The 23,590-nt window shown below is 35.7% G+C and carries 23 protein-coding genes; 11 read left to right on the top strand and 12 right to left on the bottom strand.

Translation table 11 applies throughout. The features are described from left to right. The 7 genes from DJ533_RS01535 to DJ533_RS18845 form a co-directional block, all read right to left on the bottom strand. Positions 1-645 carry a hypothetical protein gene (locus tag DJ533_RS01535; protein ID WP_005028658.1) on the bottom strand — a complete coding sequence of 215 codons (645 nt, stop codon included), beginning with the start codon at positions 643-645 and terminating at the stop codon, positions 1-3. Beyond that, positions 638-2,194: a UvrD-helicase domain-containing protein gene (locus DJ533_RS01530; RefSeq protein WP_005028656.1), complete on the bottom strand. Its 1,557-nt coding sequence runs from the start codon at positions 2,192-2,194 to the stop codon at positions 638-640. The genes DJ533_RS01535 and DJ533_RS01530 overlap by 8 nt, the downstream gene beginning before the upstream one ends. 3 nt (positions 2,195-2,197) lie before the next feature. Continuing rightward, positions 2,198-2,755: a hypothetical protein gene (locus DJ533_RS01525; protein ID WP_005028652.1), complete on the bottom strand. Its 558-nt coding sequence runs from the start codon at positions 2,753-2,755 to the stop codon at positions 2,198-2,200. Beyond that, positions 2,755-3,324 (bottom strand): hypothetical protein, encoded by a 570-nt coding sequence (locus tag DJ533_RS01520; protein ID WP_005028650.1) that lies wholly within the window; start codon positions 3,322-3,324, stop codon positions 2,755-2,757. The genes DJ533_RS01525 and DJ533_RS01520 overlap by 1 nt, the downstream gene beginning before the upstream one ends. A 12-nt stretch (positions 3,325-3,336) precedes the next feature. Further along, positions 3,337-4,011 carry a hypothetical protein gene (locus tag DJ533_RS01515; protein ID WP_005028648.1) on the bottom strand — a complete coding sequence of 225 codons (675 nt, stop codon included), beginning with the start codon at positions 4,009-4,011 and terminating at the stop codon, positions 3,337-3,339. 12 nt (positions 4,012-4,023) lie between these two features. Further along, a complete protein-coding gene (locus DJ533_RS01510) occupies positions 4,024-4,929 on the bottom strand; it encodes a hypothetical protein (RefSeq protein ID WP_005028646.1) in 906 nt (301 codons plus the stop codon). Positions 4,930-5,051: 122 nt separating this feature from the next. Continuing rightward, on the bottom strand, positions 5,052-6,581 hold the full coding sequence (locus DJ533_RS18845) for a secretion/conjugation apparatus DotM-related subunit (RefSeq protein WP_024160802.1): 1,530 nt from the start codon (positions 6,579-6,581) through the stop codon (positions 5,052-5,054). Between the two features lie 1,364 nt (positions 6,582-7,945). On the opposite strand from DJ533_RS18845, the gene DJ533_RS01495 reads away from it, so the two are divergent. Further along, positions 7,946-8,782: a ParA family protein gene (locus DJ533_RS01495; protein ID WP_005028640.1), complete on the top strand. Its 837-nt coding sequence runs from the start codon at positions 7,946-7,948 to the stop codon at positions 8,780-8,782. A gap of 9 nt (positions 8,783-8,791) precedes the next feature. Beyond that, positions 8,792-9,853 (top strand): ParB/RepB/Spo0J family partition protein, encoded by a 1,062-nt coding sequence (locus DJ533_RS01490; protein ID WP_043974992.1) that lies wholly within the window; start codon positions 8,792-8,794, stop codon positions 9,851-9,853. Positions 9,854-9,898: 45 nt separating this feature from the next. Here DJ533_RS01490 and DJ533_RS01485 read toward each other — a convergent pair whose 3' ends face one another. From DJ533_RS01485 to DJ533_RS01460, 5 genes are all read right to left on the bottom strand, one after another. Further along, a complete protein-coding gene (locus DJ533_RS01485) occupies positions 9,899-10,726 on the bottom strand; it encodes a hypothetical protein (protein WP_044110986.1) in 828 nt (275 codons plus the stop codon). Next, complete coding sequence (locus DJ533_RS01480; RefSeq protein ID WP_024160787.1) at positions 10,723-11,829, bottom strand: ParM/StbA family protein; 1,107 nt, start codon at positions 11,827-11,829, stop codon at positions 10,723-10,725. The genes DJ533_RS01485 and DJ533_RS01480 overlap by 4 nt, the downstream gene beginning before the upstream one ends. Positions 11,830-12,134: 305 nt before the next feature. After that, positions 12,135-13,430, bottom strand: coding sequence for an ATPase, T2SS/T4P/T4SS family (locus tag DJ533_RS01470; RefSeq protein WP_024160788.1), 1,296 nt, complete (start codon positions 13,428-13,430; stop codon positions 12,135-12,137). Between the two features lie 27 nt (positions 13,431-13,457). Next, the gene (locus DJ533_RS01465) at positions 13,458-14,267 is read right to left on the bottom strand and encodes a type IV secretory system conjugative DNA transfer family protein (RefSeq protein WP_024160789.1); all 810 of its coding nucleotides are present in this window, start codon (positions 14,265-14,267) and stop codon (positions 13,458-13,460) included. A 37-nt stretch (positions 14,268-14,304) separates the two neighbouring features. After that, positions 14,305-14,751: a DotD/TraH family lipoprotein gene (locus DJ533_RS01460; protein ID WP_024160790.1), complete on the bottom strand. Its 447-nt coding sequence runs from the start codon at positions 14,749-14,751 to the stop codon at positions 14,305-14,307. A 1,087-nt stretch (positions 14,752-15,838) separates the two neighbouring features. Between DJ533_RS01460 and DJ533_RS01455 the strand changes: the two genes are divergently transcribed. The 9 genes from DJ533_RS01455 (at position 15,839) to DJ533_RS01415 (ending at position 23,587) form a co-directional block, all read left to right on the top strand. Next, positions 15,839-17,059, top strand: coding sequence for a hypothetical protein (locus DJ533_RS01455; RefSeq protein ID WP_227518656.1), 1,221 nt, complete (start codon positions 15,839-15,841; stop codon positions 17,057-17,059). Beyond that, positions 17,060-17,347 (top strand): hypothetical protein, encoded by a 288-nt coding sequence (locus DJ533_RS01450; protein WP_024160792.1) that lies wholly within the window; start codon positions 17,060-17,062, stop codon positions 17,345-17,347. A gap of 133 nt (positions 17,348-17,480) precedes the next feature. Next, positions 17,481-18,041, top strand: a complete 561-nt coding sequence (locus DJ533_RS01445) for a DotI/IcmL family type IV secretion protein (RefSeq protein ID WP_228134816.1) — start codon at positions 17,481-17,483, stop codon at positions 18,039-18,041. 85 nt (positions 18,042-18,126) lie between these two features. Then, positions 18,127-19,002, top strand: a complete 876-nt coding sequence (locus DJ533_RS01440; RefSeq protein ID WP_227518657.1) for a DotH/IcmK family type IV secretion protein — start codon at positions 18,127-18,129, stop codon at positions 19,000-19,002. Between the two features lie 21 nt (positions 19,003-19,023). Continuing rightward, a complete protein-coding gene (locus tag DJ533_RS01435) occupies positions 19,024-20,535 on the top strand; it encodes a DotG/IcmE/VirB10 family protein (RefSeq protein WP_024160793.1) in 1,512 nt (503 codons plus the stop codon). A 5-nt stretch (positions 20,536-20,540) separates the two neighbouring features. Next, positions 20,541-21,422 carry a hypothetical protein gene (locus DJ533_RS01430; RefSeq protein ID WP_024160794.1) on the top strand — a complete coding sequence of 294 codons (882 nt, stop codon included), beginning with the start codon at positions 20,541-20,543 and terminating at the stop codon, positions 21,420-21,422. Positions 21,423-21,432: 10 nt separating this feature from the next. Next, positions 21,433-22,008 carry a hypothetical protein gene (locus DJ533_RS01425; protein ID WP_024160795.1) on the top strand — a complete coding sequence of 192 codons (576 nt, stop codon included), beginning with the start codon at positions 21,433-21,435 and terminating at the stop codon, positions 22,006-22,008. Between the two features lie 167 nt (positions 22,009-22,175). After that, positions 22,176-22,589: a hypothetical protein gene (locus DJ533_RS01420; protein ID WP_024160796.1), complete on the top strand. Its 414-nt coding sequence runs from the start codon at positions 22,176-22,178 to the stop codon at positions 22,587-22,589. Between the two features lie 110 nt (positions 22,590-22,699). Continuing rightward, positions 22,700-23,587 carry an HNH endonuclease signature motif containing protein gene (locus DJ533_RS01415; protein WP_024160797.1) on the top strand — a complete coding sequence of 296 codons (888 nt, stop codon included), beginning with the start codon at positions 22,700-22,702 and terminating at the stop codon, positions 23,585-23,587. The last annotated feature ends 3 nt before the right edge of the window (positions 23,588-23,590 follow it).

Below are 23,590 nucleotides of genomic sequence, written 5' to 3'. Positions count from 1 at the left end.
TTAGACTTTTTCTATAATTGTTTCGGTATCTGGTGTTTCAACTTCAAACCCAAAGTGAAGATTACCGTATTCAATTGCTTCTTCTACCCAATGCAAGCCCATGTTTTGCTCATTTCCTACTTTGCTTGAATCATAAGCCTCAAGGGGCATCACCCTCTTAATATCATTTTCGATGAAAAAATATGTATAACAGTGAGGGTGCACATATATTCCATCAAAATAAAATGGAATTAAATATCTCCCCTTTAATTCCTTAAACTGCTCAATTGTATGTTTACTTGAAGCAATTCCACCGCCTGAATCTATGACAATGCTTCTAAAAGATCCTGAAGGAATATCAACGATAGCCAGGCCATCGAACGTTTCTACACCATTTAATATCTCTTTAGTTTTGAGATAAACACCTGGTTCAAAATGGCGTTGCTTGAAATTAAAATCTTCCGTGAAACTAAAGATTGACTTTGTTTCCTTTTCAATTAGATGAAACATTTCAAGAAGTGGTGTGATTATATCTGCGACCTGTGAGCCCTTTTTCTTAACAAGCTCCATGATATACGGTTCGTGATGAAACTCTCCGCGAATATAACTAGCATTGTGACATGCCTGAAACACTCTATTTTGCAGAACTTCAACTTGATTAGGCATTTGAAATCTCCGTATTTTTTGAATTTAAGTGTTCCAATAAATCATTAATGCCATCTGTAAATAATATGTTTTTGGCTCGTGTTACGGTCACATACAACAGCCGTTTTTCATCTGCAGAAATCATTAGCTTTTTATCGAGAATTTTATAGTTAAAGCCTTTTGCGATTAGGACATTATCCCACTCTAAACCTTTACTCTTGTGTGATGTGCTAATGACCAAAGTGTTTTTAGGGTCAGTTTCATCATCAGCCATACTATTTTCTAACGCCCACTCAATCACTTGCCATGAGTATTGGTTTGTTAGATCCAGAAAGGTTTTTAATTCTGTAGTTGCCCCCTCCACTTCTCCAAACACTTGTATATGGTCCACAAGCTCTTGGTAGGAAGAAAAGTTTTGAAGCTCTTTACACGTTGGCCGTTTATTTGCTCTCAGTTGAAAAATCCCACTGAAAATATCTTTACTGCGCTTTCCATCAACCTCAAGACGTATTTTCTTTTCGCCATTAAGGTAGCCATGAAACTTAAAAAAGTATTCAAAAGCCGTAGCATTTGTTCTACAAATAATCGCGTTCAATGAAGATGGTGCATAACTTGATGTACTGAAAGTGGTAACTTTTGACGTTTTACTTGGTAAACCTTTTAACTGTCTGGTTTCACCAAAAAGTTTATTGAGAAGTAGATTAGCTATATCTGCAACTGCATTACCAAACCGAAACGACTGTTCTAAGTACAATGCTTCAAGATCTAGGTTCTGTAAAATATCTTTCGCACCCCTAAAGCCATATATGCTTTGGTATGGATCTCCAACAAAAATAACTTTTGCTTTTTGACGTTTGAGTACGTCTAGTATTAATTGGTCACTATCTTGGCTTTCATCTACCATCACGTAATCAAAATCAAGTTGTGGTTTTTGCAGTACCCACCACTTGAGATAGTAATCGTGTGTAATACCATAATCACCGTTTGGATCAACTACATCATTCCAGATCATTTTCGCAATTGAAGTGATTTTATCTTCAAGAACGTCATTGCGCTTAATTGATGTTTGTTCTTTTAAAGCTATGTAAGCATGATCATTGGTAACAGTCTGATCCACTGTCATACAAAAATAACGTAATGTATTAAGGATAATCAGCGCTAATGTTAGATCGGTGAGTTGTCGGTTTTTCCCGTTGTACTGAAATCGAATGTTTTCAAGCTTAAACTTTTGAACAATATCTTTAGGAAGTAACGTAGGTTTGTTAATCTTATTTTTCAGCCAACCAGGTATATTTCTGTAAGCTAGAGAATGGAATGTAGAACATGTGACTGAATTCAGCCCATATTCAGCGAATTTTTGATTAGCTTCATCTGCCATCTTTTTATTAAATGATAGATATAGTCCAAGCTTACCTAGTTGTTGCAAAGCACTACTACAATGGATCAATGTCGTAGTCTTACCAGTACCAGCAAAAGCAATCAATTTAAAACTGGTTTTTAGTCGTGTTGCTTTATCAATTGCTCGTTGCTGTTCACTGGTAGGTTTTTGAGTAATTTTCTTCACAACCATTGCTTAATTTCGTGCTAAAAAAGAACTTGGTTTTTTGTTTTTCATTACAAGCACATCGCTTTCAACAATTTGCATCTGGCTTGCTAAAAAGTTAACTTGTTGCTTCAGTTCGTTTATATCGCTTTTTAGTTCAACTACTTGCACTTGCATCTCAAGGTTTGAATATTTGAGCTTGTTATTCTCAGTTTCTTTCTCTTTTAGTGCTGCCTGTAATCTTTTGATTTCCTGTTGGCTCTCTATGTTAGCCACATTAATATTGCTCTTGCTTTGAATATTTTGTGCTTGAGAAGATGTACTCTCAATTGCAACAGGTGTTGGCTTTGGTTGTACTGTGCCATTATATTTGGTTGTCTCTGAGATCTTATCCCATAGTGAATATGTGCGTAATGGCGCTGGTATATTTTGATTTGGTGTTGAAAAACTGGTGCGTAAAGCATTTGCACTGTCTTTAGATACAATGTCTCCAGAACTATTAATTTCAGTAAAGCCAGCATAAGCAAGTGAAACAACTGTTGAAACTGCTATTGCACCAATTACCTTAAAATAGTTTGATTTCTTCATTAGAATGCCCCTTTCAAGCGCTTATTTTTTGCCGTTTGATTTGATGATTTTCGAGTGATTGTGTTGTTTTCTAAATTGATAGAAACACCTACATTCATGACCTGATTTTTCTGTGGGTTGTATTGAATAAAGACCAGTTCTTTTGCATATTTCTTTGCGTGTGTTAAACGTTCAGCATGAATTTCATCAAGATTAAATCTGATTTGCATTCGCGATATATACAGCTTGAATAACTGATCATTTACTTCAGCTAAATTTAAAACTAAGCCTTTTTCATCTATAGAAGCAGACTCGAAAGTTAAATCATTTAAAAACCAATTTTCGGGTTGTATTAGTAAATAAAACTTTTCAACTTCGCTTGTGATTGCATATGAAAAACAAAACTCATTCACCTGATAGGTGCTTAAGCAAATGGTTTCATTGTTATAGCCACGTTTCATGTTTCGGTCATATGAGCTCAACCACCAAACTAAATAGTGTCGTGCTTCCAACTCTTTAACGGTTATTTGTGCTATTTCTGAGGCCTTTAGCTGTAATGCTTCAAGGTTTTCTATTCGTCTAGCTCTCATAGATATTTCACCTTATTTTTCTTGAAAGCATGAGTTATCAAAAGCCATTGAGTTAGGATCTAACCCCATGTTTTTAAGAGCCAAGGCTTTACCGTCAAGTTCAGGGTTATCAGATGTGCTTAGTTGTTGCGAACTTGTTTCTGAAGATGCATTTTTCTCATTAGTACCTGAACCTAAAAAGTAACCGCCTCCAGCAAAAACAACTACTGCAGCTACAATGCCCATAGCTGGCCAAGACGTTTTAAAACTAGAGAATCTATCTGCTAAAGATAAGCTGTATTTTTCTTCATTAGAACGTATAGGGCTGTCTGTAACATCAGCCTTATATTCATTTAGAGCTTGATGCCAAACTTCCTTTATGTAGCTCTGAAGTTCATATGTACTGAAACGAACCTTGCTTTTGTTTAAGTAATAGCATGGCTCACTTATAAGAATTTCTGTGTTTTCGTCAGACTTTAAGAAAACTTGTCCTCTAAACAAATTATTCTCGACCTGATCAAATCCTTTGATCGTTAATAGTAGATCCGTGGCCTTTGCATCTATATTGAAGATGCTCACCTGGCGATTTCTATCCGTATCTCCAGAAAGGTCAGAATCTAAAAACATAGACTCATTGTTTATCTTAGAGAAATAAGGTGAAAAGTTTCCGACAATCGATTGGAAAGCTTTCAATTGAGTTTTGTTCATCTCAATTCCCTCTTATTTGAAAATATAGTCAAGAGTGGCTGTTTCTGAAGTTCCTCTACGAGCTTCAACTTTTCCAGTCTTTTTATTTACAAAGATAGCAACTGGTACACCAGCAGTTAGTGGCTGTGGCTTTTGTCCAGCGCTACGAATTGCTTCTCGCTGTTCACGATCTTCTTTTGGCATTGCAACAATATCTTCGTGATAGAAGAAGATAGATTGAAGAGCGCCTAAGTGTTTATCCAACTCAGCAAGTTCCTGTGGTGTAGGAATCACTTTAATTGAGTTAATTTCTTCATCTGTTCCATTAAAGGTTTTATTAATAGTATCTTCAGATGGTTTACGAAGAATTCCAGCTGCTAATTGTTTTCCGTTTTCACTTTGGTTTAGAACTAAAGCTGGAATCCATTTAATAGTTGCACCGCTTTTAACGTATGAGCGAGAAAGGTTGAATGTTTCGTGACAATATTTACAGCGTGGATCGTAAATGATGTAAACAGTGTTGTTATCATTCGCTTTCCCCTCTTTAAACCCTGAAAGCGTTTTTACAGCTTTAAAGACTGGATGATTGTATGCACTGGCCAAATTCCCAACGGAAGCTGTTGGTTGTCGTGCTGGTGTATTCATTTTTTTTGCAGTTAATTTAAGAGGCTCAGATATATTTTTTTTAGTAGCAGAATCCCAAGCTGTACCATGTAAGATGACTTTTTCATCGGATGTTGTAAAAAACACCGCATTTTTCCCATTAGGTGCCTCAAGAATCCAAGAAGTTAAACCTCCACTAAAGGGTTTAACTTCTTTTACTTTGCCCATTTTTTGCATCTTAGAAGTAAGGTCCTGAGATGGTGCAGCGTAAGTAGAGATTGTAATAATACTAATAGCGCAACTTGCTACTATTTTAGTGAAATTATTTAAAAGCATTTTAGAGTATTACCTTTTAAGCCATGTTTTAGCAGTATAGTTAAAATATGGTTTTAAAAAAATAGTTAAATAAAAAAGACCGGTGTTTTAATACCGGTCAATTATAACTTATAAGTTTAAGACTAAAACCCTTTTTGCTTGTTTTTTTGTATTTCATCCTGTGGTATTTCTACGCTCACCATATCAAAAACATGATCGTCACTATACTTAAAATCATCTTTATCATTGTTTTTAGAGTTATAAGATCCGTTGTTTAATTCCTTGTCCGTAAACTCTACTACTCGAATAATACTGTTCACATCTTCAGCAGCTTTTTGTCTAGCTTCAGTCATGGCAAAACTCAATAATTCGTATTCAAAACCAACAAGGCCAATGTTAAAGTCTGGCTCTTCTAATGGCTTCCCTAATTTCACCTCAATTAGATAATGCGAGATTGGACCTAAACCCTCACTAAACAAAGACGGTCTACCAATATTCTGTATGAATGCGTATGCAGTTCGATTGTATAGTTTTAACCAGCGTATATCTGTTGGTGGCATTACACCTAGTTGTCTTGCTGTTAATACAACCTCACACAAAATAGTTCTTACATATGCATGGTTTTTAAAAATCTTAGTAGCAACGGGATGTTTAATGTATTTGTGAATTCTTTTTCTAAGGAAATCAAAATTAAACCCTACAAGCTTACGATCGCCCTCAACATACTGATTTTCAATTGCAAACAATGGGTTGTTAGGTATATTTTTTGTGCAAATATCCCAATAGTAATTAATTAATGTTGTTGAATCTTTTTTGATTTTACGGAACTCTTCATCATCCATAGATTCATCGGTTGCACATGCTACTGGTAAATACAAAGCTAGCAAAATTGTATCAACATCGGATAAATACGATAATTCATCGGGTGATGTTTCTTTTGAATTATCAAGGGTTATCCAAAGATCCCCTAGTTGTTCACGTAAGACATTTAAAAACTTCTCTTCATCTATGATAGGTACTGTTTCACTTTTATCATTATATTCTTTCGTTACTCCGTTGATTGTAATGTTCACAAGGCGCTCTTTAGTTCCTGTAATTAACTCATGCCTATTTGCAAACTCATAAGTTGAATCTAGCGCTTTAAAATGACCATTGTTCGTATCATATTTTGACAAGTCTAATGGACCAAAAACCTGTAAGTGTCTTTGGTTTGGAATTTGTTCCTCTATGAACTCTTCTAGGTTCATGCTTTTGATAAAGCCCCGTGCTGGATGCTCGCTGTTGAAGCGGTCATAAGCTTTCTTTATCCAAGGTGTTGCCAGCAAAAATATTAATAAATTCCATGCTTGACTGGCTTTTGAAATTTGAAAAATAGTGACTTCGCTAAACTTATTTTGACAAAATAATGGAAGCCAATTGTTTGTTGGTTTACATAGGTGTTCTGTTGAATACACCAACTCACTTAGTAGAGGCACGTAGTTAAGCCCGATAGCTTTGAATATGCTATGTATCCACCATAGAGGAATAATTAAAATACCTTTTGTGTATACTAAAAACCCTACAATTTGAGGTTTATAAGCAAACCATACAGCCAAAAAAGCCACTAAAACCATAACAACAGTAAATATATAAATATGATTCTCATGTACAAGCTTATCTTTTGGATCTGCCATTTTATAGCCTATTAATATGTGTATTGTTGGGTATTATATAGTTAATATTGGTTTTAATCTAATTCCCCTTAAACCTTTTAAGGATTTTAAGTCTGGTTTTAAGCTCTTGACTAAAGTGGCATTTAATACCTTTTAAAGCTTAAATCAGGTCAATCTCAACACTAAGCCAGTATTCTTGGTCAAATACTAAAAAGAATGAATAAGAAGCCCTCCCCTACTAGACATTTAAGTGGATTAACCGCCTATATAATAAATTTCTCTATAAATATTGTTGGTAGTCTTTTTATTGAATAGGGCACTCCCCTACTCAGCTAATATAGATCATTTTCAGTTGTGCATTTCACAACGTCTACTCATTTATTTAACTGTAAGTAGTAGTAAGCCCTCCCCTCTTCTTGGCAACTCCATTTTTATCAGTCTGATAATGAATAAATCAACGATTTAGAATCGAAAAACCGTTATCAGCCTAATAATGAAAAAACCACGCCAAGGGATCTAAAGCTGTTATCAGTCTGATAATGAAAAAAACCATGCCAAGGAATCTAAAGCTGTTATCAGTCTGATAATGAAAAAAACCACGCCAAGGGATCTAAAGCTGTTATCAGTCTGATAATGAAAAAAACCACGCCAAGGAATCTAAAGCTGTTATCAGTCTGATAATGAAAAAAACCACGCCAAGGGATCTAAAGCTGTTATCAGTCTGATAATGAAAAAAACCACGCCAAGGAATCTAAAGCTGTTATCAGTCTGATAATGAAAAAAACCACGCCAAGGGATCTAAAGCTGTTATCAGTCTGATAATGAAAAAAACCACGCCAAGGAATCTAAAGCTGTTATCAGTCTGATAATGAAAAAAAAAACCACGCCAAAGGGATCTAAAGCTGTTATCAGTCTGATAAAAAAAACCACGCCAAGGAATCTAAAGCTGTTATCAGTCTGATAATGAAAAAAACCACGCCAAGGGATCTAAAGCTGTTATCAGTCTGATAATGAAAAAATCCACGCCAAGGGATCTAAAGCTGTTATCAGTCTGATAATGAAAAAATCCACGCCAAGGGATCTAAAGCTGTTATCAGTCTGATAATGAAAAAATCCACGATTAAAAATCTAAAGCTGTTATCAGTCTGATAATGTAAAAAACCACGCCAAGGGATCTAAAGCTGTTATCAGTCTGATAATGAAAAAAGCCACGCCAAGGAATCTAAAGCTGTTATCAGTCTGATAATGAAAAACACATAAGATATGGACACATGTTAGGCATATAGATTGAAAAAGTTGAAATATATTAAAAATAAAGTGAAAAAGTATTTTAAATATTTTTCAAATATTGTATTGTTTGACTTTACTTGAAAGGTGATTGAAAAATGGAAAAGAACTCAGGAAAAACTTATATTTGTACAAGCATCCACTTTAAAGGTGGTGTGGGCAAAACAACATCTACGGTGAATTGTGCTGCTAAGCTTGGAAAATTAGGTTATACGGTTTTAGTAATCGACTTAGATAGCCAACGTAATGCAACAAAACATATTTCAAATGTTCCAGATATTAACGATATAGATGGCACTCTAAAAGATATTTTTGAAAACTATAAAACAATTAACATTCACGATGTTATACAAGGTCCAGATAAAACCAACTTTGAAAATGTGTCTTTGATTGCTTGTGCTAATAACATTCGTGATGTTGAAATCAATATTCAGCGTTCTAGTCCAGTTCCTAATGAAATTATTAGAAGTGTATTAAGAAAGATAAAAGGGGATTTCGACTTTATTTTGTTAGATTGTCCACCGCGAATGGAAACTCTAACTTTTAATGCTTTGTTAGCATCAAACAGTTTATTAATTCCATTACAGGGTGAATACAGTATTCAGGGTTTGGAAGATATACTTAACTCTATGGATGACTTAGAGACAAGCAATCCAGATTTAAAAATTCTATCGCCAGTACTAAACTTTTATAACAAGCGTAATACAGTGGATCTTACCTTGGCTGAAGATATTCGCAATGAATATGCTCAACCAAAATTGCAAGAAAAACTGGTAAATAAGGAATTAATCTGTATTCCAAATGCTACGGTTTTTAGTCAAGCATCATATGTTAAGTGTTCCGTATTTGATCTGGATGCTGGAAAAGAAACACCAGCAAAACAAGCAATTAATCAACTTGTAGATCTAATGGTTTCTGAATACAAAAAATTATAAGGTGCTGATATGAACTTTAAAGATAAAGTAAAAAGCATGAAAAAAACATCTGTTGCTAATGCAACAGGGAGTGATGCTCAAGTTACTGATGTAAAAGAAAATACAGCGACTCCAACCATAGAAGAGGGGAGTCTTAACCCACTAGCTAAGCGAGAAACAAAAAATATTGTTAGCGGATCTCATTTAGAATCAATCGACATTGATTTAATTGATCCATCACCTTATCAACCACGTATCATGAATAAACGTGTATATGAGAAGTTGCCAATTTTGGCTGCTGATATAGAAATTAATGGACAAATTAACCCGATTACAGTTCGACAGAAGGGTAATCGTTACGAGTTAATTGCTGGTGAGAGACGTTTTAGAGCAATTAAAGAGATTTTAAAGCTCAAGAGAATTACTGCTTTAGTTAAAACATCTATGAATGATGATAAAGCTGCTATAACAGCTTTATTGGATAATACTGCTAGACAAAATCTTTCAGATTTTGAAAGCATATTAAAAATCAAGCAATTATGTGAAGAGTTTGGTTATCCTTTTGAAAGTTATGAATTTGTTACTGAAAAATTTGCGATTGATAAGTCGAAGTATTTCCGTCTCAAATATATTCTAGACTTACCTGAGTTCATTTTGGACTCTTTGAACGAAGATCCTGAGCTAATTTCTGGATATATTGCTCAAGAAGTGAATACCGCAATAAATAAAGCTTTAGAAACTAAAACTGAAAAAGCAATTTTCGACTTGTTAAGACCAGAATGGGATAAATACGTTGAAGAATTTAAATCCACGGGCAAGCGTCATAAAGGATTTATAGCTATTTTGAGTGAAGAAGAAAAAGCAAATAAGGCGACTAAGCCTGAAAAAACTGAAGAAGCTACTACTGAAGAACAACCGAGTAAGATTAAATTCGATTTTAAGACAGATAAGGGCGTTAAATTTGGTTCTATGAGTTCTGAATGTGGTACCAAAGGTAAGAGTGTACTTAAGTTGCGAGTAGCCTTGGATGCAGATATTACAGAAGAGAAAGCTAGAAAAATTGAAGAGTTTTTTAAGAGCTTGAATGATTGAAGTTTCAAAACTTTGAATGAAAAAAACCGGCATTGCCGGTTTTTTTTATAATAGATCTGGATTAAAAGTCTGGTTAAGCCAATCCGAACTACTTGGATTGGTTACTGGTTTTGATTCAGATACGTTTTGACTTGGTTTAGCATTGTTAATTTCGGACGTTTCGGTATTTTGAGATGTTTCAACGGTAGGGGAGTGGTCCTGAATGTTTTTATGTTCAGTATGTTTAGCTTCCTTTATCTTAACTGCTTTTTGAACAGGAACCTCCTTGCTCTTGATAGAATTAGTTACGGGCTTTTTAGGTGATTGTTCAATTTGCTCCTTACTACTTTCTGGTATTTGTATGGATATATGATCAAGATACTTTTTTTCAAGATATTCAATATCGTACACATAGTAAGCAGTATTAAACTTGGTGTATGTTTCAACACAAGTACTTAAGCCAAACCTTAATAGGAAAGAATTGACAGAATATAGGCTTGCCATATCCTCATTAACTTCATACAACTTATAAAGGTATGAAAGCTCAATTAGAACCGCTATACCAGCATGTAAAACAGCAGTTATGTAATTTCTACGAAGCTTTCCTTGAGGATGTTTTTTAATTGAATTAAATAGTTTTTGATTTGCATTTTTATCTATTTTCATTCGTACAGGCTGTGCAAACGTCTCGTCTATTTCATTTTGCACTGGCGCATTTAGAAAAATCTTCTGCTTGTCAGTACAAAAGATAAATCCTAAATACAGCAGACTTAAACTAAAAGCGTTTAAGTCTAGACCTGGTAGATTTCTATTAACACTACTAATCACATCAAGATCTTCTCTTGTTAAGTGAATTAATTGATAGGATAGTTGTATGTAGTTTGAATCTGTCATTTGATTTCTGCGTACATTTTATACATGTATTTAGCTAACTTATATAAACCTTTAGCATTGGCGTACTCTGGTGATTCAGCGATTCTTACGTTCGGTAAGTCGTACTTTTCTTTAATCTCTTTTTCAAGAAAAGCTGCACCGCCTCCACAAAATAATACTAATGCTAAATCATCGCCTCCACCGATCTGTTTAGAGATAAAGTTATTTAATTCGATCATGAATTCGTTTTTAGCTTGCTGAATTAAACCTGTAATATCTTTGGCTTGAGATCCTATACCATAAGTTCCAGATTTTAGTGCGAAATCTAGCCAGTTAGCGTTAACTGTTTTATAGCCAGATTCAAGAATTAAGCTAGTGATTCGTTCATAGATGGTAAGAATACCAAGGTTACGTGATGTAGAACGATGGCCATCAAGCATGTTTCCTCCATCTAATGTGACTACAATATCAGTGGTTTTACCGCCAATATCGATTACAGCACATTCAGAACTTATTAAAAGATCACTATCTTCTGAACCGTTTCCGTGTACATCAATAATCTCATTAAAATAAGCTGTTTGAGCTTCACATTTAACAATATGTCTTTTAATGATATTAAGCGGTTTACCAGCTTTATGATCTTTTAAGTTGAAGCAAACATCACCATTGAGTAGAAAATTAGTTTTCATATCAATAAGTGGCATGTTTTTGGTTTTTTCAGGTGTGTAATAGCGACTAACAGGAAGTGAAGTAGCGATTGCAAACGCTCTACCATCATATGTTCCGATATGGTCAATATAGGCCTTAATTGCCTGGTGTATTAGTGCCTTGTTATATTCAGATGTCGGGTATTCGTCTGTTCTGGTATCCAGAGGAACACTACTATTGATCTTCTTACCAACTGTATAAAAGTTTTCATTAACTTTAACCACATAATAGTCAGTAGAATCCTCTTCGCCAGTGAGGACTTTTCCTGAATAAGCAATACTAGGAATAGTCAGTTTGATTTCATTTCCATCTTGATCTAGACCAGCATAAAGCTTTGTACCGCCATGTCCATCATCAATACCTAGAACAATATAACGTTCTTCAATCGCTGGTTTTTCATTTTGAGTATTTTTCATAAGTTTACCTTTCAATTTTTCAAGATTTACAACGAGTAACGTCTTCTACCGCGTCTAGTGTATTTATTGCCCCCAAAAACTAAGCGTCTAAGAGCAGAGGGGATATAGCTGTATTTGTATTTAAATACTTTTTCAATAACCAATGTTGCTACTATCAAGCCGATGAAAAGCATAAGTTTGAACAAGGAAAACTTAATAACAACAGCTAGAAAAGGTATAAACAAATATCCGTTTAAACCGCCCCATAGGATTAGATTTAATCTAAATTGCGACCAGTGTGCATATTGATCATCCATATTCGCCTCTTAATAAATCAGTTTGTAATAGTAGTCTTCATGCAAACGACCAGCTTTGAGTAGATCGTCAGCTTGTTTCCTGAAACTCTTACTGATGTTTGGATCTGAACCATCAGAATTAATCATTAACTCTCGAATAAACTTCTGTTGAGCATGAATATCATCAATTAAAAGCAATTCTTCTTTCAGTTGAGGTGATAAAATTAAGTGTTCCCTTACAGCAAATACCTTGCCGTTCACATCTTTAACAAGACGTTGAGCAATCAATGTATAAACTGAACCAATAATGTCAGCTGCAGCCTGAAGATGTTCTTCATGCTTAAAGCGCTTCAACATACGTGGAATAATTTTGTCTACGGTGGTTGCGTGAACCGTTGCAAAAACAGGGTGGCCAGTTAAAGAAAGTTCTAGAGCTGCAGAAATTGTTTCTTTATCTCGCAATTCACCGATTTCAACTGCAGCAGGACGTCTACGCATCGCCTCTCTATTTGCATCCGCAAAAGTCTCGAAGTTATTGGGGATTTCGCTTTGACTAACAATACTGTGTGTGCTTTCAATTGCGTCATACTCGTATTCGATAGGCTCGTTGTGAGTCAAAATATTTCCACGAATATGAGTATTATTTTCCAACACATAGCGAATATTTGAAGCTAGTGTTGTACTTTTACCAGAACCAGTGATTCCGCCAATGATGTAGCAACCATTGTGAGGTAGCGATCTTTTAATGAAATCTTCATCTAAACCCACTTTTGAAAAGTGAGGGGGAATGCCAGAAATTGTACGTAACGTTATCTGAAAAGAATCTCCAGATCCACGATACGAAGTTCGAGATACGTTCACACGAAAGTTATAACGAGTTTCCTTACCTGAAGCGTCTTTCTGCAGAATACGATATGCCTTATTAATAAACTTATTATTAATAAGGACTAAGTAGGCATTTTCATCAGCAATCGTTCTTAGGATGTGTAGAGCTTCATCACGATTGATAATACGGTGTGTTAACGAATATAACTCCAAGTCTTTCATCATTGTGATGGGGCGATCTGGACTAATGAAAATATCTGAAGCACCATGAGCTAATGCTTCATATAGAAGACTTTCAAATTCATCGCGACTTTTAAACCCTTGTTTCGGATCTTTGTATGTCGTTATGGCTGTTAATGTAGCCAAACCAAAACCACGGCTAGAATCGTAGTCTTTGCGAATGTCTTTGGTAGCTGTCAGAATCTTATTTTCAGATCCTTTAATCTTGTTAACATCAAATAATGCAGATTTTGCTTTTAATGTCGAAACCTTCATTTGCATTTAAAACTTCCAATTGAGTTAGCGAACTTAAGGTTCGCTAACAAGGTTAATTTTTGGAATTTGATAGCTAGGTGCAATTTGTTCAGGTTGGAGAATTGGTTTCCAAGTTTCAATATTTGAATTGAACTGCGGTAATTGTTGGATTTGAAGCAATTTCATATCAAGAGCAATAGTGTCTTGTGTAGAAGAAACAGCCAGTGATTGACTGCTAATTGCTGGCATTGATAACTTGCCCTCTAAAACAAACTTATGGAAAGTAACCATCCCCAAATAATCTCGTTTAAGACGATCTACTGCATCTTCAACAATATTTCGGCCCTCAACTAAACCCATTTCATAAGACTTAGCAGCAGTCTCTTTCCATATTTTTCGTTCTTGTTCGTTAGCTGGTAACATTTCTTTCGGAATGAAAGTCACGTAATCAACATTGCTATCAAGTGTAGGGAAAACAAGGTACTGACGCCAATCAGGTGCACGAGTACTGAAACGAGCTTGTTTCAAGATTTTATAAGTCTGCTTAGTCGTCTTGTACGACATGGCATTAGGTGTCTCAGTTACATCTTTTGATTCAATAATAACCGGGGGAACAACAACATCTTTGATCATGTAAGGTTTAAAGTTAAAGATTGTATCAAGGTTACGCTCTTGGCTTTTGATGACCTCACGAGCGTTGCTTAAATAAGTATTGATCCCTAACTTAATACCTTTTTGCTTAACTAATTCAAGCATGGCTTCATAACGAGCTTGCTGTTCAACATTACTAACATGAACTTCTAAAGAAGACTGGTTAGATGGGTTTAGTAGCTCTTGTAATGAAGCATTATTAGAGTAGTCCATAAAAACTCCAGATATGTATAAAAGGATTTAAAGGGTATTAGTTATAAGTCAATAAAATACTTTTATTTTGATGATCTAGAGTTATCGAAGCAGTATTTAAATATGCAGAAACATCGCGTAAAGCTTCTACACCAGTAAGACGCTTTTTATTAAAATTAACAATTGGAAGCTCATGAGTAGGACCAGCTTCTACAAAACGGTATCCGTATTGGCTAGAAATACTTTTAATTAAAGGTATTGGATCGCCTATGTAGTCGATATTTAAAAGGTCATGGTTGATGCTACCTTGTTTCTTCTGAACAGTTTGCATTTGAATTGCAGAAGAGTTCTTTAAGTTCTGTTGTGCAATTAAAGCCTCTTGAGATGCTTCAGATATAATAGATAAAGGGCTTGCTACGTTTAATTGCGTTACATCACGACTAGCACACCCAGACATCATTAAACCAATTACAAGAACGCTTAAAAGCTTTTTATTGTGCTTCATTTTTACTCCGGATTAAGTGGGTATAAAGACAAAATGATTTTAGTCTAAAAACTATTAAAATGCACTTTATTAATTATAAAAAATCCCTTAAAAGGTATAAAGCCGACTTTTAGGCACTCGCTTAAACCTAATTTATAAGCTTTAACGTATATCTAAGGGCGTTCTTCAGGCAGTCGTACCTGGCCTAAACAAGACAAATCTGTAAAAAATACTCTTTTTAAGTGCATTGTCTGTCCAAAACAATGCTTTTTTTTAGTAGTACCTATCTGAAATGGAAATACAACGTACTTTTTTCAATCAATTATAGAGAGTAAATGAGCTCTTATAGTTTGCTAGACGTCTTTTATATTCCTTTATAGTCTTATTCTTTCTTTTTATTATCTTTTCTATTCTTTTTTGTTCTTTTTTTAGAATATAATTTATACAGAAAATAACAAAGTACATTTATTCTTTTTTTAATTAAAATATTGTTAATGCTGTAATTTATATTTTACAGTATAGAAGTATATTAATAAAGATGTTAATATGCTTTTTTTAATTAATATTAAAAATATTATTGGTGATAATGCAATTTATTTATAAGCCAGCTTCTTTAATATTAAATAAATTGATAAAAACTGTTTGAAGAAAAAATGCATCTTGGTATATACCATTCCTAATTTAAAAGTTTAAAGACATTAAAGCTGCTACTTATAAAAACCTATCTTATGGTTTAGTGCTGTGCATCTTAAATATAAAGATTTGACACCTTAAACACCAATTAAACTGCAATAATGATAGGCTTAGAGTCGTATTTTTCCCTAAAAATTTAAGGCATCGCAACTGGCAAAAGACTATTGAAACTATGCATATCAAGCACTTCACTGTAAAAAAGGTCCACTGTGTTTTTATGATTTCTCAACTTCATTTTTTTGATTTTTCCACTGTACTAACAAGAGAGGAGTCAAAAAAGACATTCGCATTTATTGGGCTTAAAAGTGAAAAACATTTTGCTTAAAGTGAAAAACGTTTTAACGAGTACTTTTAGAAAGGTGTTTAACGTTGTAGTATGTGCTCATGTTTTGCATGTGGATAAAGGGTGGTAGTGGTGAGCAGTTTTGAGAATCCTAATAGCTATCCAAAGACATTAAAAGAATACACAAGTCGTATAGAAGATTTTCCGTATTCTACTAAGACCAAATATGATATTGAGCTTAAGCAAAAAATTGATAAACATTTAGATAGTTCAGAGCTAGATTTAAAAATGTTATATGAAAACATATATTCTGAATTTAAAACTAAATCTGAAAATGGTTATTACGCGGAATCTACATTTAGAACATATCGTGCATATTTAGTGTATGGAATCGGTCTAAAGCTTAATGAGCTAAATAATGGCTCTATTAATGATGAAGATATAGATGCTGGTTTTGATGAATATTTTTTAGAAGAATTATATTTAAGAATCATTAACACAAAATATACAGCTAATAAGGACAAACCTAAGCGTACTTCTGAGCTGAAAACAAAGTACTTTGAACGCACGTTTTACAACTACTTGGTAAGAGAATTCGAGCATAAGAACGAGAGTAACACCAGGGTTAGTGAGTTTGATCGGATGATGGTTGCTTTTGTTGATGCCAATCTTGTTGTTGGATTGCGTCCTGTTGAGTGGTTTTCCGTTTCATTCTGTTGTGCAGTAAAAGGACCAAAACTGATCATGATTGTGGAAAATGGCAAGGCTACACATGGTCGGGCTAATGGACTTAAAAGGTATTTAATACTTGATGACCTTAAACATGAAGATCAAGAAAAGATATACCTTTATTGGAACTTGCTAAATAGGTATGTGAGAAAGGTATCTAGTTTAAATAAAAGTAGTGGCTATACCTTTGGATGGGATGAAAAACAGACTTTTATTAAAATACTGCAAGAGCGTTTACGTTTAAGTTATATCAATTACTTTAAGCTTAGAGGCAAGGTTTTAACTAATGAAGATCAACGACCTACTTTATACAGTACAAGGCATCAATGTATTGCAAATGCTAAGGTAAAGGGTATTGATAAGTTTGTGATAGCTGGTGCTTTTGGACATGCTGGTAAAGATACTGCTTCTAACTTTTATGGGCGAAAGTGGAGAGGCCATAGTGGTTTTAGTATAAAGCCTACTTTAGATTCTATTGAAAACGTTAATGGTAGCCATGAATTTGTTAAAACACTTTTAGCTAATAACCTAGATACCTTTTATTATTTTGATCTTAATATAGCAAATGAGTTTAATACCGACTATTATAAGGACGAATTAAAGTCGGGTTTAGTGATTGACTAAATGGATAACTCTAAAACTAATTTGACTACTTCAACATGGGGTTCTCCTTACGCTGAAGTATCAATAATAGGTAAAAGAAAATACGCAAGGCTTTTAAGAGTGTTGGTTAGTACGTTTGCCTCATTGTGCATTTTAACCGTTTTAACAACGCTTAGTTTTGTAGCTTTTAAACTCACCACAACAGATTTTGAATCTTTGGTTTTTGATGACGGCACACCAGTTAAGTGTGTGCTTAGCTCTAAATCAGATCGTCCAATTCCATCTGTTATATATCAGCCAGCGAAATAGGAGTGCTGTTGTGTCTAAAGACAAATCTAATGAAAACGCTGAAATAGGTTCTTGTGATCCTAGTCTTTGGCTCAGAAAACAGGTGGATGAAAAAGATAAGGAGATTGCAAAGTTAAGACGATGGCTTGTTTTCGTGTTTTTCGCTTTTATCGTGAGTGCTGTTCTTGCGATGATTATTTTTGCTGCCTTTAATGCATACCCAAAAGTCAAAGCTGTTCAAACAGTAGATAACTCGGTTATCTGTCCAATCGAAGCATCAAAAAACCCTCGCGTTACTGACGTTGTTATTTCTGAATTCGGTAAGAGTGCAATTCTTTCTGTCTACAACTTTGATTTCTTGAACTGGCGTGACGTTATTAACAATGCTGGTTCAATGTATTTCACTGAGGGCGGTAAAGATTCATTGATGAAGCAAATCGCTCAATCACAAACAGTTGGCACAATCGTACAAAACAACCTAACGATGCGAACTACTGCTACTGATGTTCCACAAATCGAAAACCGTGATTTACATGCTGCAGAACCTAGTTGGACTGTTCGTGTTCCTATCACTACTCAATTCTTCTTAGGTGACAAACAACCTAAAGAGACTCACCGCTTCATTGCGACAGTTACTATTGTTGAGCATCCACGTTCTTATCTGAACTACAACGGTATTGCTGTTAAGACAATTACGTTAACTCCAGCGCGTTAATTGGATGATACTTATGAAATTGAAAAAATTATCTTTGGCTCTTTTTGCTTCTACTGCATTAACTACAATAGTTAATGCTGCTGATATGCCTCCGAATACTTTTGCGGATGCTCAATCTCCTTTGGTTGCACCTGAGGTAGTTGATACAGCATCGGAAATTGACAGACAGGTTCACAATCTTGTTGGTTTGCAGTTCACACCTGAGCAAACAAAAATAGTTAAAGGACTTTTGTTGCAACAAAAACGAAGCCTTTCTAGTCCTTATGTAAATACGCCACAAGCGAAAACCCGTAGTTTGGGTATTTCATTAAACCCTGGTGAGGAACCGCCAGTAATTCGTTTAAGCGCTGGCATGCTATCTACTATTGTCTTTACCGATTCTTCAGGAAATCCATGGAACATTGAAAAGATTTCTTTGGACCGTGGACGTTTCTCAGATGGCTTAGGTGAGCAAAACGAAAAAGAGCCAGACGAAATCCCTGAAACTAACATCCTTTCAATCGAACCATTAGATCCAGCTGCTTTCGGAAACGTAACGGTCACATTAAAGGGATTGGGTGCTCCAGTAATTTTGATGTTAGCTACTGGCCAACGTGATTTAGATGTTCGTGTAGACGCACGTATACCTGGTCGAAGCCCAACAGCCAAAGCTATGTATTCAACAGGCAATCAAACATCGATTATTCCAGATGGTGTGAGTTTGCAATTTATGGATGGCTTAGCGCCTGAGGGTGCTGTTGAAATGCGAACCGATAGTCCTAATGTCCGTGCTTGGAAGTTTGGTGGCTATATATATGTGCGTAGTAACTTTGGTGTTATTCAACCAGCCTTTTTGAGTTCTTTCCGCGCTAACAACGGTATGAAGATCTTCCGTTATGAAGATTCTGAAGATCTGAAGTACATCACATTTTCAACGACTGGCGGTACACCTAAAACTGTTTACCTCGAAGACGCATTTTAAGTCATTAAGTGAGAATTAAAAATGGATTCAACGAACCAACAAAATAACCCGAATGACATTGAAGAGAATTCTAGTCGTAGCACTGAAGTAGGTACTACCGATGAAACTATTATTTCTGCAAACCAAGTTCATTCAGAAGAAGACCAACCTAAAAAACTGAAAAATACAAGTATTAAAACTGCTAACAAAAAACGTGTTTTTGCAGATACGCGCTTTCGCGTTGTTGCAATTATTGGTTTGGTAGTAGTTGGTGGATTAGGCTTTTTTATGTTTAACCCAATGGGGAAAAGTGACCAACTAGCTTTAGATAATCAGGTTGCTATTGCTACACCAGAAATCCAAGGACAGGGTACAAATGTTATCCCTCCTGAATATGTAGAATATGAACGTCAAAAACAAGCTGAAGAAGCTGCTCGAGCTGGCAAAAATGGTGAAAGCTATTTGCCCGAATTTAAAACAGTTGCAACACAAGATCCAAACGGCGATCTGAACGATCAGAATTTTATTACAGGTCCAAATGGGCAACCTGTAAACGGTTCTGCAACAGGTGGTACACCAAATATTACGCTTGAACTTGACCAGATGGCCAGAGCTAATATGGCAAATCAAGGTGGTGCATTACCTCAACCAACTAGCGGTGGTCTACCACAACAACCACAAACACAAAACGGTGCTAATCAAAACGCACCGATTTATCAAACTAACTACGCGCAACAATATGAACATGCTTCATCTGCTGCTAATGATGTTGCTAGTGTATATAGCCAACAAGCAGCTGCTTATGCAGAACGTAATGCTGCAACGCGTGAATTAAGTCAAACTGCTTTTGTTGATCAACTTGCTGCGTTTTCTAATACAAAGAACAAGGTCAACGGATATTCAACATATAAATATTCACACAACACTAAAGCATCGGAAGGGCAACAAAACCTTGGAAGCTTGAACGTTGCGAATACGACTAGCGAATCTACTAAAGGACTAGCAATCATTAAAGCTGGTACAACAATGAAAGCGCGTTTAGATACAGGTGTGAATACTGATAAAGGTAAAAACCTATTTGCTACTGTTATTGGCGGTAAATTTAACGGCGCAAAACTTATTGGTACTGTTGGTCTGAATACTGCGGATATTGAATTTAACTTTACCCGTATGTTGTTTAAGGGCGAAGAGTATGCAATCCAAGTACGAGCTTTAACTCTTGGAACAAAACAATCGGGCATGGCTGATAAAGTCCAAAAACACACTTTGCAAAAGCTTGGCGGTATGGTTACTGCTGGAATCTTTGAGGGTTACGGACAAGCCTATCAAAACATTGGTACAACCCAAATCACAAATACTGGCAATGTTGTAAGCACGAAGGAAGAGCCAAACGATAAAGAAATTGCCGGGAACATCATTGGTAACGTTGGTACGGAAATGGCGAACATGGCACGTACATCAACAGTTCGACCAACTACGTATATCGTTAACAGCGGAAAAGTATTTGAAGTCTTTTTTGATGCTGACGTAACAACACCGAAAAATAAGGGGTAAGCGAAATGTCTGATAATCAAATGACTGCTGAACAGGCAAAGAAAAATCTAAAAGATGCTGAAGGCAAACCCCAAAAAGGCGAAGGTAGTGCGAAGGGTGGTATTCCTCCAAAACTTCTTATTGTTATTGGTGTTATTGCCTTAATTATGATTGGTACTTTCTTTTGGATACAAATGAGTAAACCAAAAGACGTCAGCACGGCAGTTGCTCCAGAACAAACACCAGAATCCATTGATACTGTTGGTCAAGGCATTCAACAAACACAAGCAACATACAACCAAAATCAACAACCTTTAAAGGACAATAGTATTGCTGATGATACGGCGTTCATTGTTGATGAAAATATTGTGTTTAAAGATCCTACCACTGGTCAATACATGATTATGTACAAATCCATGTCGTATCCGATTGATTCTGATCTAGGAATAGAGGCAGTTAACTTCTATCAAAGTCAGGGTACGAATGCACTTATTTTATTACAACGTTTGAAAGAAAAAGAGCAAGCGCATGGGCAAGTACAAAACGGCGAACAAACTGCAGTTGCTCAATCAGAAACCATAATCAAAAATGAACAACTGAAAGCTGAAAATGACGATCTTAAAAACCTTGTTGAATTGCAAGAACAGGCAATTAAGGAATTAAAGACTAGTTTAATCAAAATAGCTAAAGACCAGACTAAGCAAAAGGCTTTAAGTACATCGGGATCTAAAACCTTATCAATTCCAAAAGGTGCAAAACGCTTGGATGCTTTTGCGGTTGTAGGCGATCGCGCTTGGATGACAGATTCTCAAAACCATACATATACAGTCTATGTAGGTCAGAAGATGCCAGACAATCGCACGGTCTATGCTGTTGACGAAAACGAACAAGCCATTTGGGTGAAATAAGGAAAATAGCGTGGATGCATTAGATATAGTTAAAGCGATATTAAACATATACGGTCCACTACTAAGCTTTATACGCATTTGCTTTGTTGTAACGGGGTTGGTGATTACTGGCACGGCGCTTTTTGACTTAGTGCAAGCATCATCACCTCAACAAAAGTTCTTTGGTCATGGAATGAAAGAGCCTACCACTGGTGGGGCATTGTTGAAGATTCTTATCGGTGGTGCTTTTGCATCACTTGGATATGACGGATATATCATTGGTGCACTAGGTTCTTCATTGTTTGGTGGTAATGGCATAGAACTTGTAACGGTACAAAGTTACTTGCCTAATGCTGGTGCTAATGATTTAGGTGCATATATCGTTACGGCGGTTGTAGGTTTTACGCAACTGGTAGGGATTATAGCGGTAGCTCGTGGCTTATATGGTTTTGTAGAGAAAATTGATGCTCAAGGCAATGCGACATACCGCAAAGCATGGGTTTTAATTATAACAGGTGTATTATGCGTATACGTTCAGGACGTACACGATGTCTTTGTTAATACCTTTGGAACACAAATAGGAGGAACCTTTTTTACAATATTTTAAACAATCTTCTTAAAATAGGGTGAGAGTTTCTTAAAAACCTTGTATAAGATATTGAAGATATTTAACGAGAAGTTTAAAATTAAGCAACTTAAAGCAATAGGGTTTTAAGAATGTTTAATTACAGTGCGGAGATTAGCTCCCGTATATTAAATAAAAGGAAAATGACAATGGTATCATTAGTAAAACACTCAGTTCGCACTGTAAAAGCGACTGCATTCCGCGCAAAAGTAATGTTTTTAGCTTTTGTTTCTGCATTAATGGGTCAAGTTGCATATGCAAACACTGGCACATGGAACCCAGGTGGTACAGCTTACGGAAAACACGCTGCTGGTTCTGATGCGAATGAAATCTTAGGCCGTGGTGAAACATTAGGTCAAAACGTTTATAAATTCTTAATCGTAGTGTTCATGGTGCTTGGTTTAGGCTTAGTTGGTACTGGTTTGTATATGATGTATACATCAGAAGAAGATCAACAAAAGAAAAAGAAAACTGCTTGGATCTGTATTGGTGTGGGTGGTGCGTTATCAATCGTAGGCTTCATCATGTTCTCTGCTGCGAACACTATTACTGGTAAAGCGTAATACAATAATAAATAAGTTTAAAAGCGTGGCTTAGGCTGCGCTTTTTTTATTTTAAAAATAGTATATACATGTTTTAATTAGACCTTACTTAATAGTATTAAGGGGTTTAAGTGAAACATATAAACCGTAAGTTTGGTATTTTAAGACCTATTAACGGCGTAAACGACAAGCAAGAGATACGTCAAGATAAAACTATCCATGATGGTTTTAAAACCAATGAGACAATAAAGCAAATAATGTCTTCACAACCAGCTAAATGCTATTTTTGTGATTTCTATGACGAATACTTTTTAGAGCCACATCACTTAGACGGCGATCATAGCAACCATACGGCTGAGAACATTGTAGCGGTCTGTACGCTATGCCATGCACAAAACCACATCTTTGCACTATCACTGGAAAAGAAAGCTGAAATATGCGTATTGAGTACGAACATACCTCAAGAGATCTTTAATCAATATCAACGTGCATTACTGGTGTTATCGCATAAGTCTGACAACCAAGATCCTGAGCTTGCTAAGTTCGCACGGCGACATCGCCAAAGCTTGCTTGTAGAGCCGTTAAAGCGCCATCAACGCCCTAATCCTACAAAGATGTCTGAAGCAGAATACGCACGTAATATGTTTGAGGATATACAGGCGTTTAATGCGATTAAGACACGAACCCAAACAATTGATACCCAACTGTACTTCACGGACATTAAGTTCAACACAATGGCTGAATATGAAGAAGCCAAGCAAGAAGATATGTTGGTAGCGAACGTTGATTACGTAGACCAGCTCCGCAAGTACAAAGAGTGGTATTTGAATGCCATCAAAGAGAACAAAAACTTTTCTTTGTATCAACTCGCAAAAGCTTTGGAAAAGGTATCAGACGAAGCATACGAGAGCTTTAATCTGCCAAACCACTACATAGTATTTTCCCCGAATATCTTTACTGACGAGCAGTATGAGTACTACCAAACACTAGATGTATTTAAGGGTTTGGGTGATAAGTGAGTT

This window comes from Acinetobacter defluvii, from assembly GCF_001704615.3.
Lineage (GTDB): Bacteria > Pseudomonadota > Gammaproteobacteria > Pseudomonadales > Moraxellaceae > Acinetobacter > Acinetobacter defluvii.
Note: the sequence above shows the minus strand (reverse complement) of the source record. Positions and strands in the feature narration are given on the sequence as shown.

Excerpts from the sequence above, each read along its gene's own strand:
- DJ533_RS01480 (WP_024160787.1), bottom strand. The coding sequence starts at position 11,829 with ATGAAAAATACTCAAAATGAAAAACCAGCGATTGAAGAACGTTATATT.
- DJ533_RS01465 (WP_024160789.1), bottom strand. The coding sequence starts at position 14,267 with ATGGACTACTCTAATAATGCTTCATTACAAGAGCTACTAAACCCATCT.
- DJ533_RS01420 (WP_024160796.1), top strand. The coding sequence starts at position 22,176 with ATGGTATCATTAGTAAAACACTCAGTTCGCACTGTAAAAGCGACTGCA.
- DJ533_RS01490 (WP_043974992.1), top strand. The coding sequence starts at position 8,792 with ATGAACTTTAAAGATAAAGTAAAAAGCATGAAAAAAACATCTGTTGCT.
- DJ533_RS01450 (WP_024160792.1), top strand. The coding sequence starts at position 17,060 with ATGGATAACTCTAAAACTAATTTGACTACTTCAACATGGGGTTCTCCT.
- DJ533_RS01470 (WP_024160788.1), bottom strand. The coding sequence starts at position 13,430 with ATGCAAATGAAGGTTTCGACATTAAAAGCAAAATCTGCATTATTTGAT.
- DJ533_RS01530 (WP_005028656.1), bottom strand. The coding sequence starts at position 2,194 with ATGGTTGTGAAGAAAATTACTCAAAAACCTACCAGTGAACAGCAACGA.
- DJ533_RS01510 (WP_005028646.1), bottom strand. The coding sequence starts at position 4,929 with ATGCTTTTAAATAATTTCACTAAAATAGTAGCAAGTTGCGCTATTAGT.
- DJ533_RS01495 (WP_005028640.1), top strand. The coding sequence starts at position 7,946 with ATGGAAAAGAACTCAGGAAAAACTTATATTTGTACAAGCATCCACTTT.
- DJ533_RS18845 (WP_024160802.1), bottom strand. The coding sequence starts at position 6,581 with ATGGCAGATCCAAAAGATAAGCTTGTACATGAGAATCATATTTATATA.
- DJ533_RS01520 (WP_005028650.1), bottom strand. The coding sequence starts at position 3,324 with ATGAGAGCTAGACGAATAGAAAACCTTGAAGCATTACAGCTAAAGGCC.
- DJ533_RS01485 (WP_044110986.1), bottom strand. The coding sequence starts at position 10,726 with ATGACAGATTCAAACTACATACAACTATCCTATCAATTAATTCACTTA.
- DJ533_RS01535 (WP_005028658.1), bottom strand. The coding sequence starts at position 645 with ATGCCTAATCAAGTTGAAGTTCTGCAAAATAGAGTGTTTCAGGCATGT.
- DJ533_RS01525 (WP_005028652.1), bottom strand. The coding sequence starts at position 2,755 with ATGAAGAAATCAAACTATTTTAAGGTAATTGGTGCAATAGCAGTTTCA.
- DJ533_RS01515 (WP_005028648.1), bottom strand. The coding sequence starts at position 4,011 with ATGAACAAAACTCAATTGAAAGCTTTCCAATCGATTGTCGGAAACTTT.
- DJ533_RS01435 (WP_024160793.1), top strand. The coding sequence starts at position 19,024 with ATGGATTCAACGAACCAACAAAATAACCCGAATGACATTGAAGAGAAT.
- DJ533_RS01460 (WP_024160790.1), bottom strand. The coding sequence starts at position 14,751 with ATGAAGCACAATAAAAAGCTTTTAAGCGTTCTTGTAATTGGTTTAATG.
- DJ533_RS01430 (WP_024160794.1), top strand. The coding sequence starts at position 20,541 with ATGTCTGATAATCAAATGACTGCTGAACAGGCAAAGAAAAATCTAAAA.
- DJ533_RS01440 (WP_227518657.1), top strand. The coding sequence starts at position 18,127 with ATGCCTCCGAATACTTTTGCGGATGCTCAATCTCCTTTGGTTGCACCT.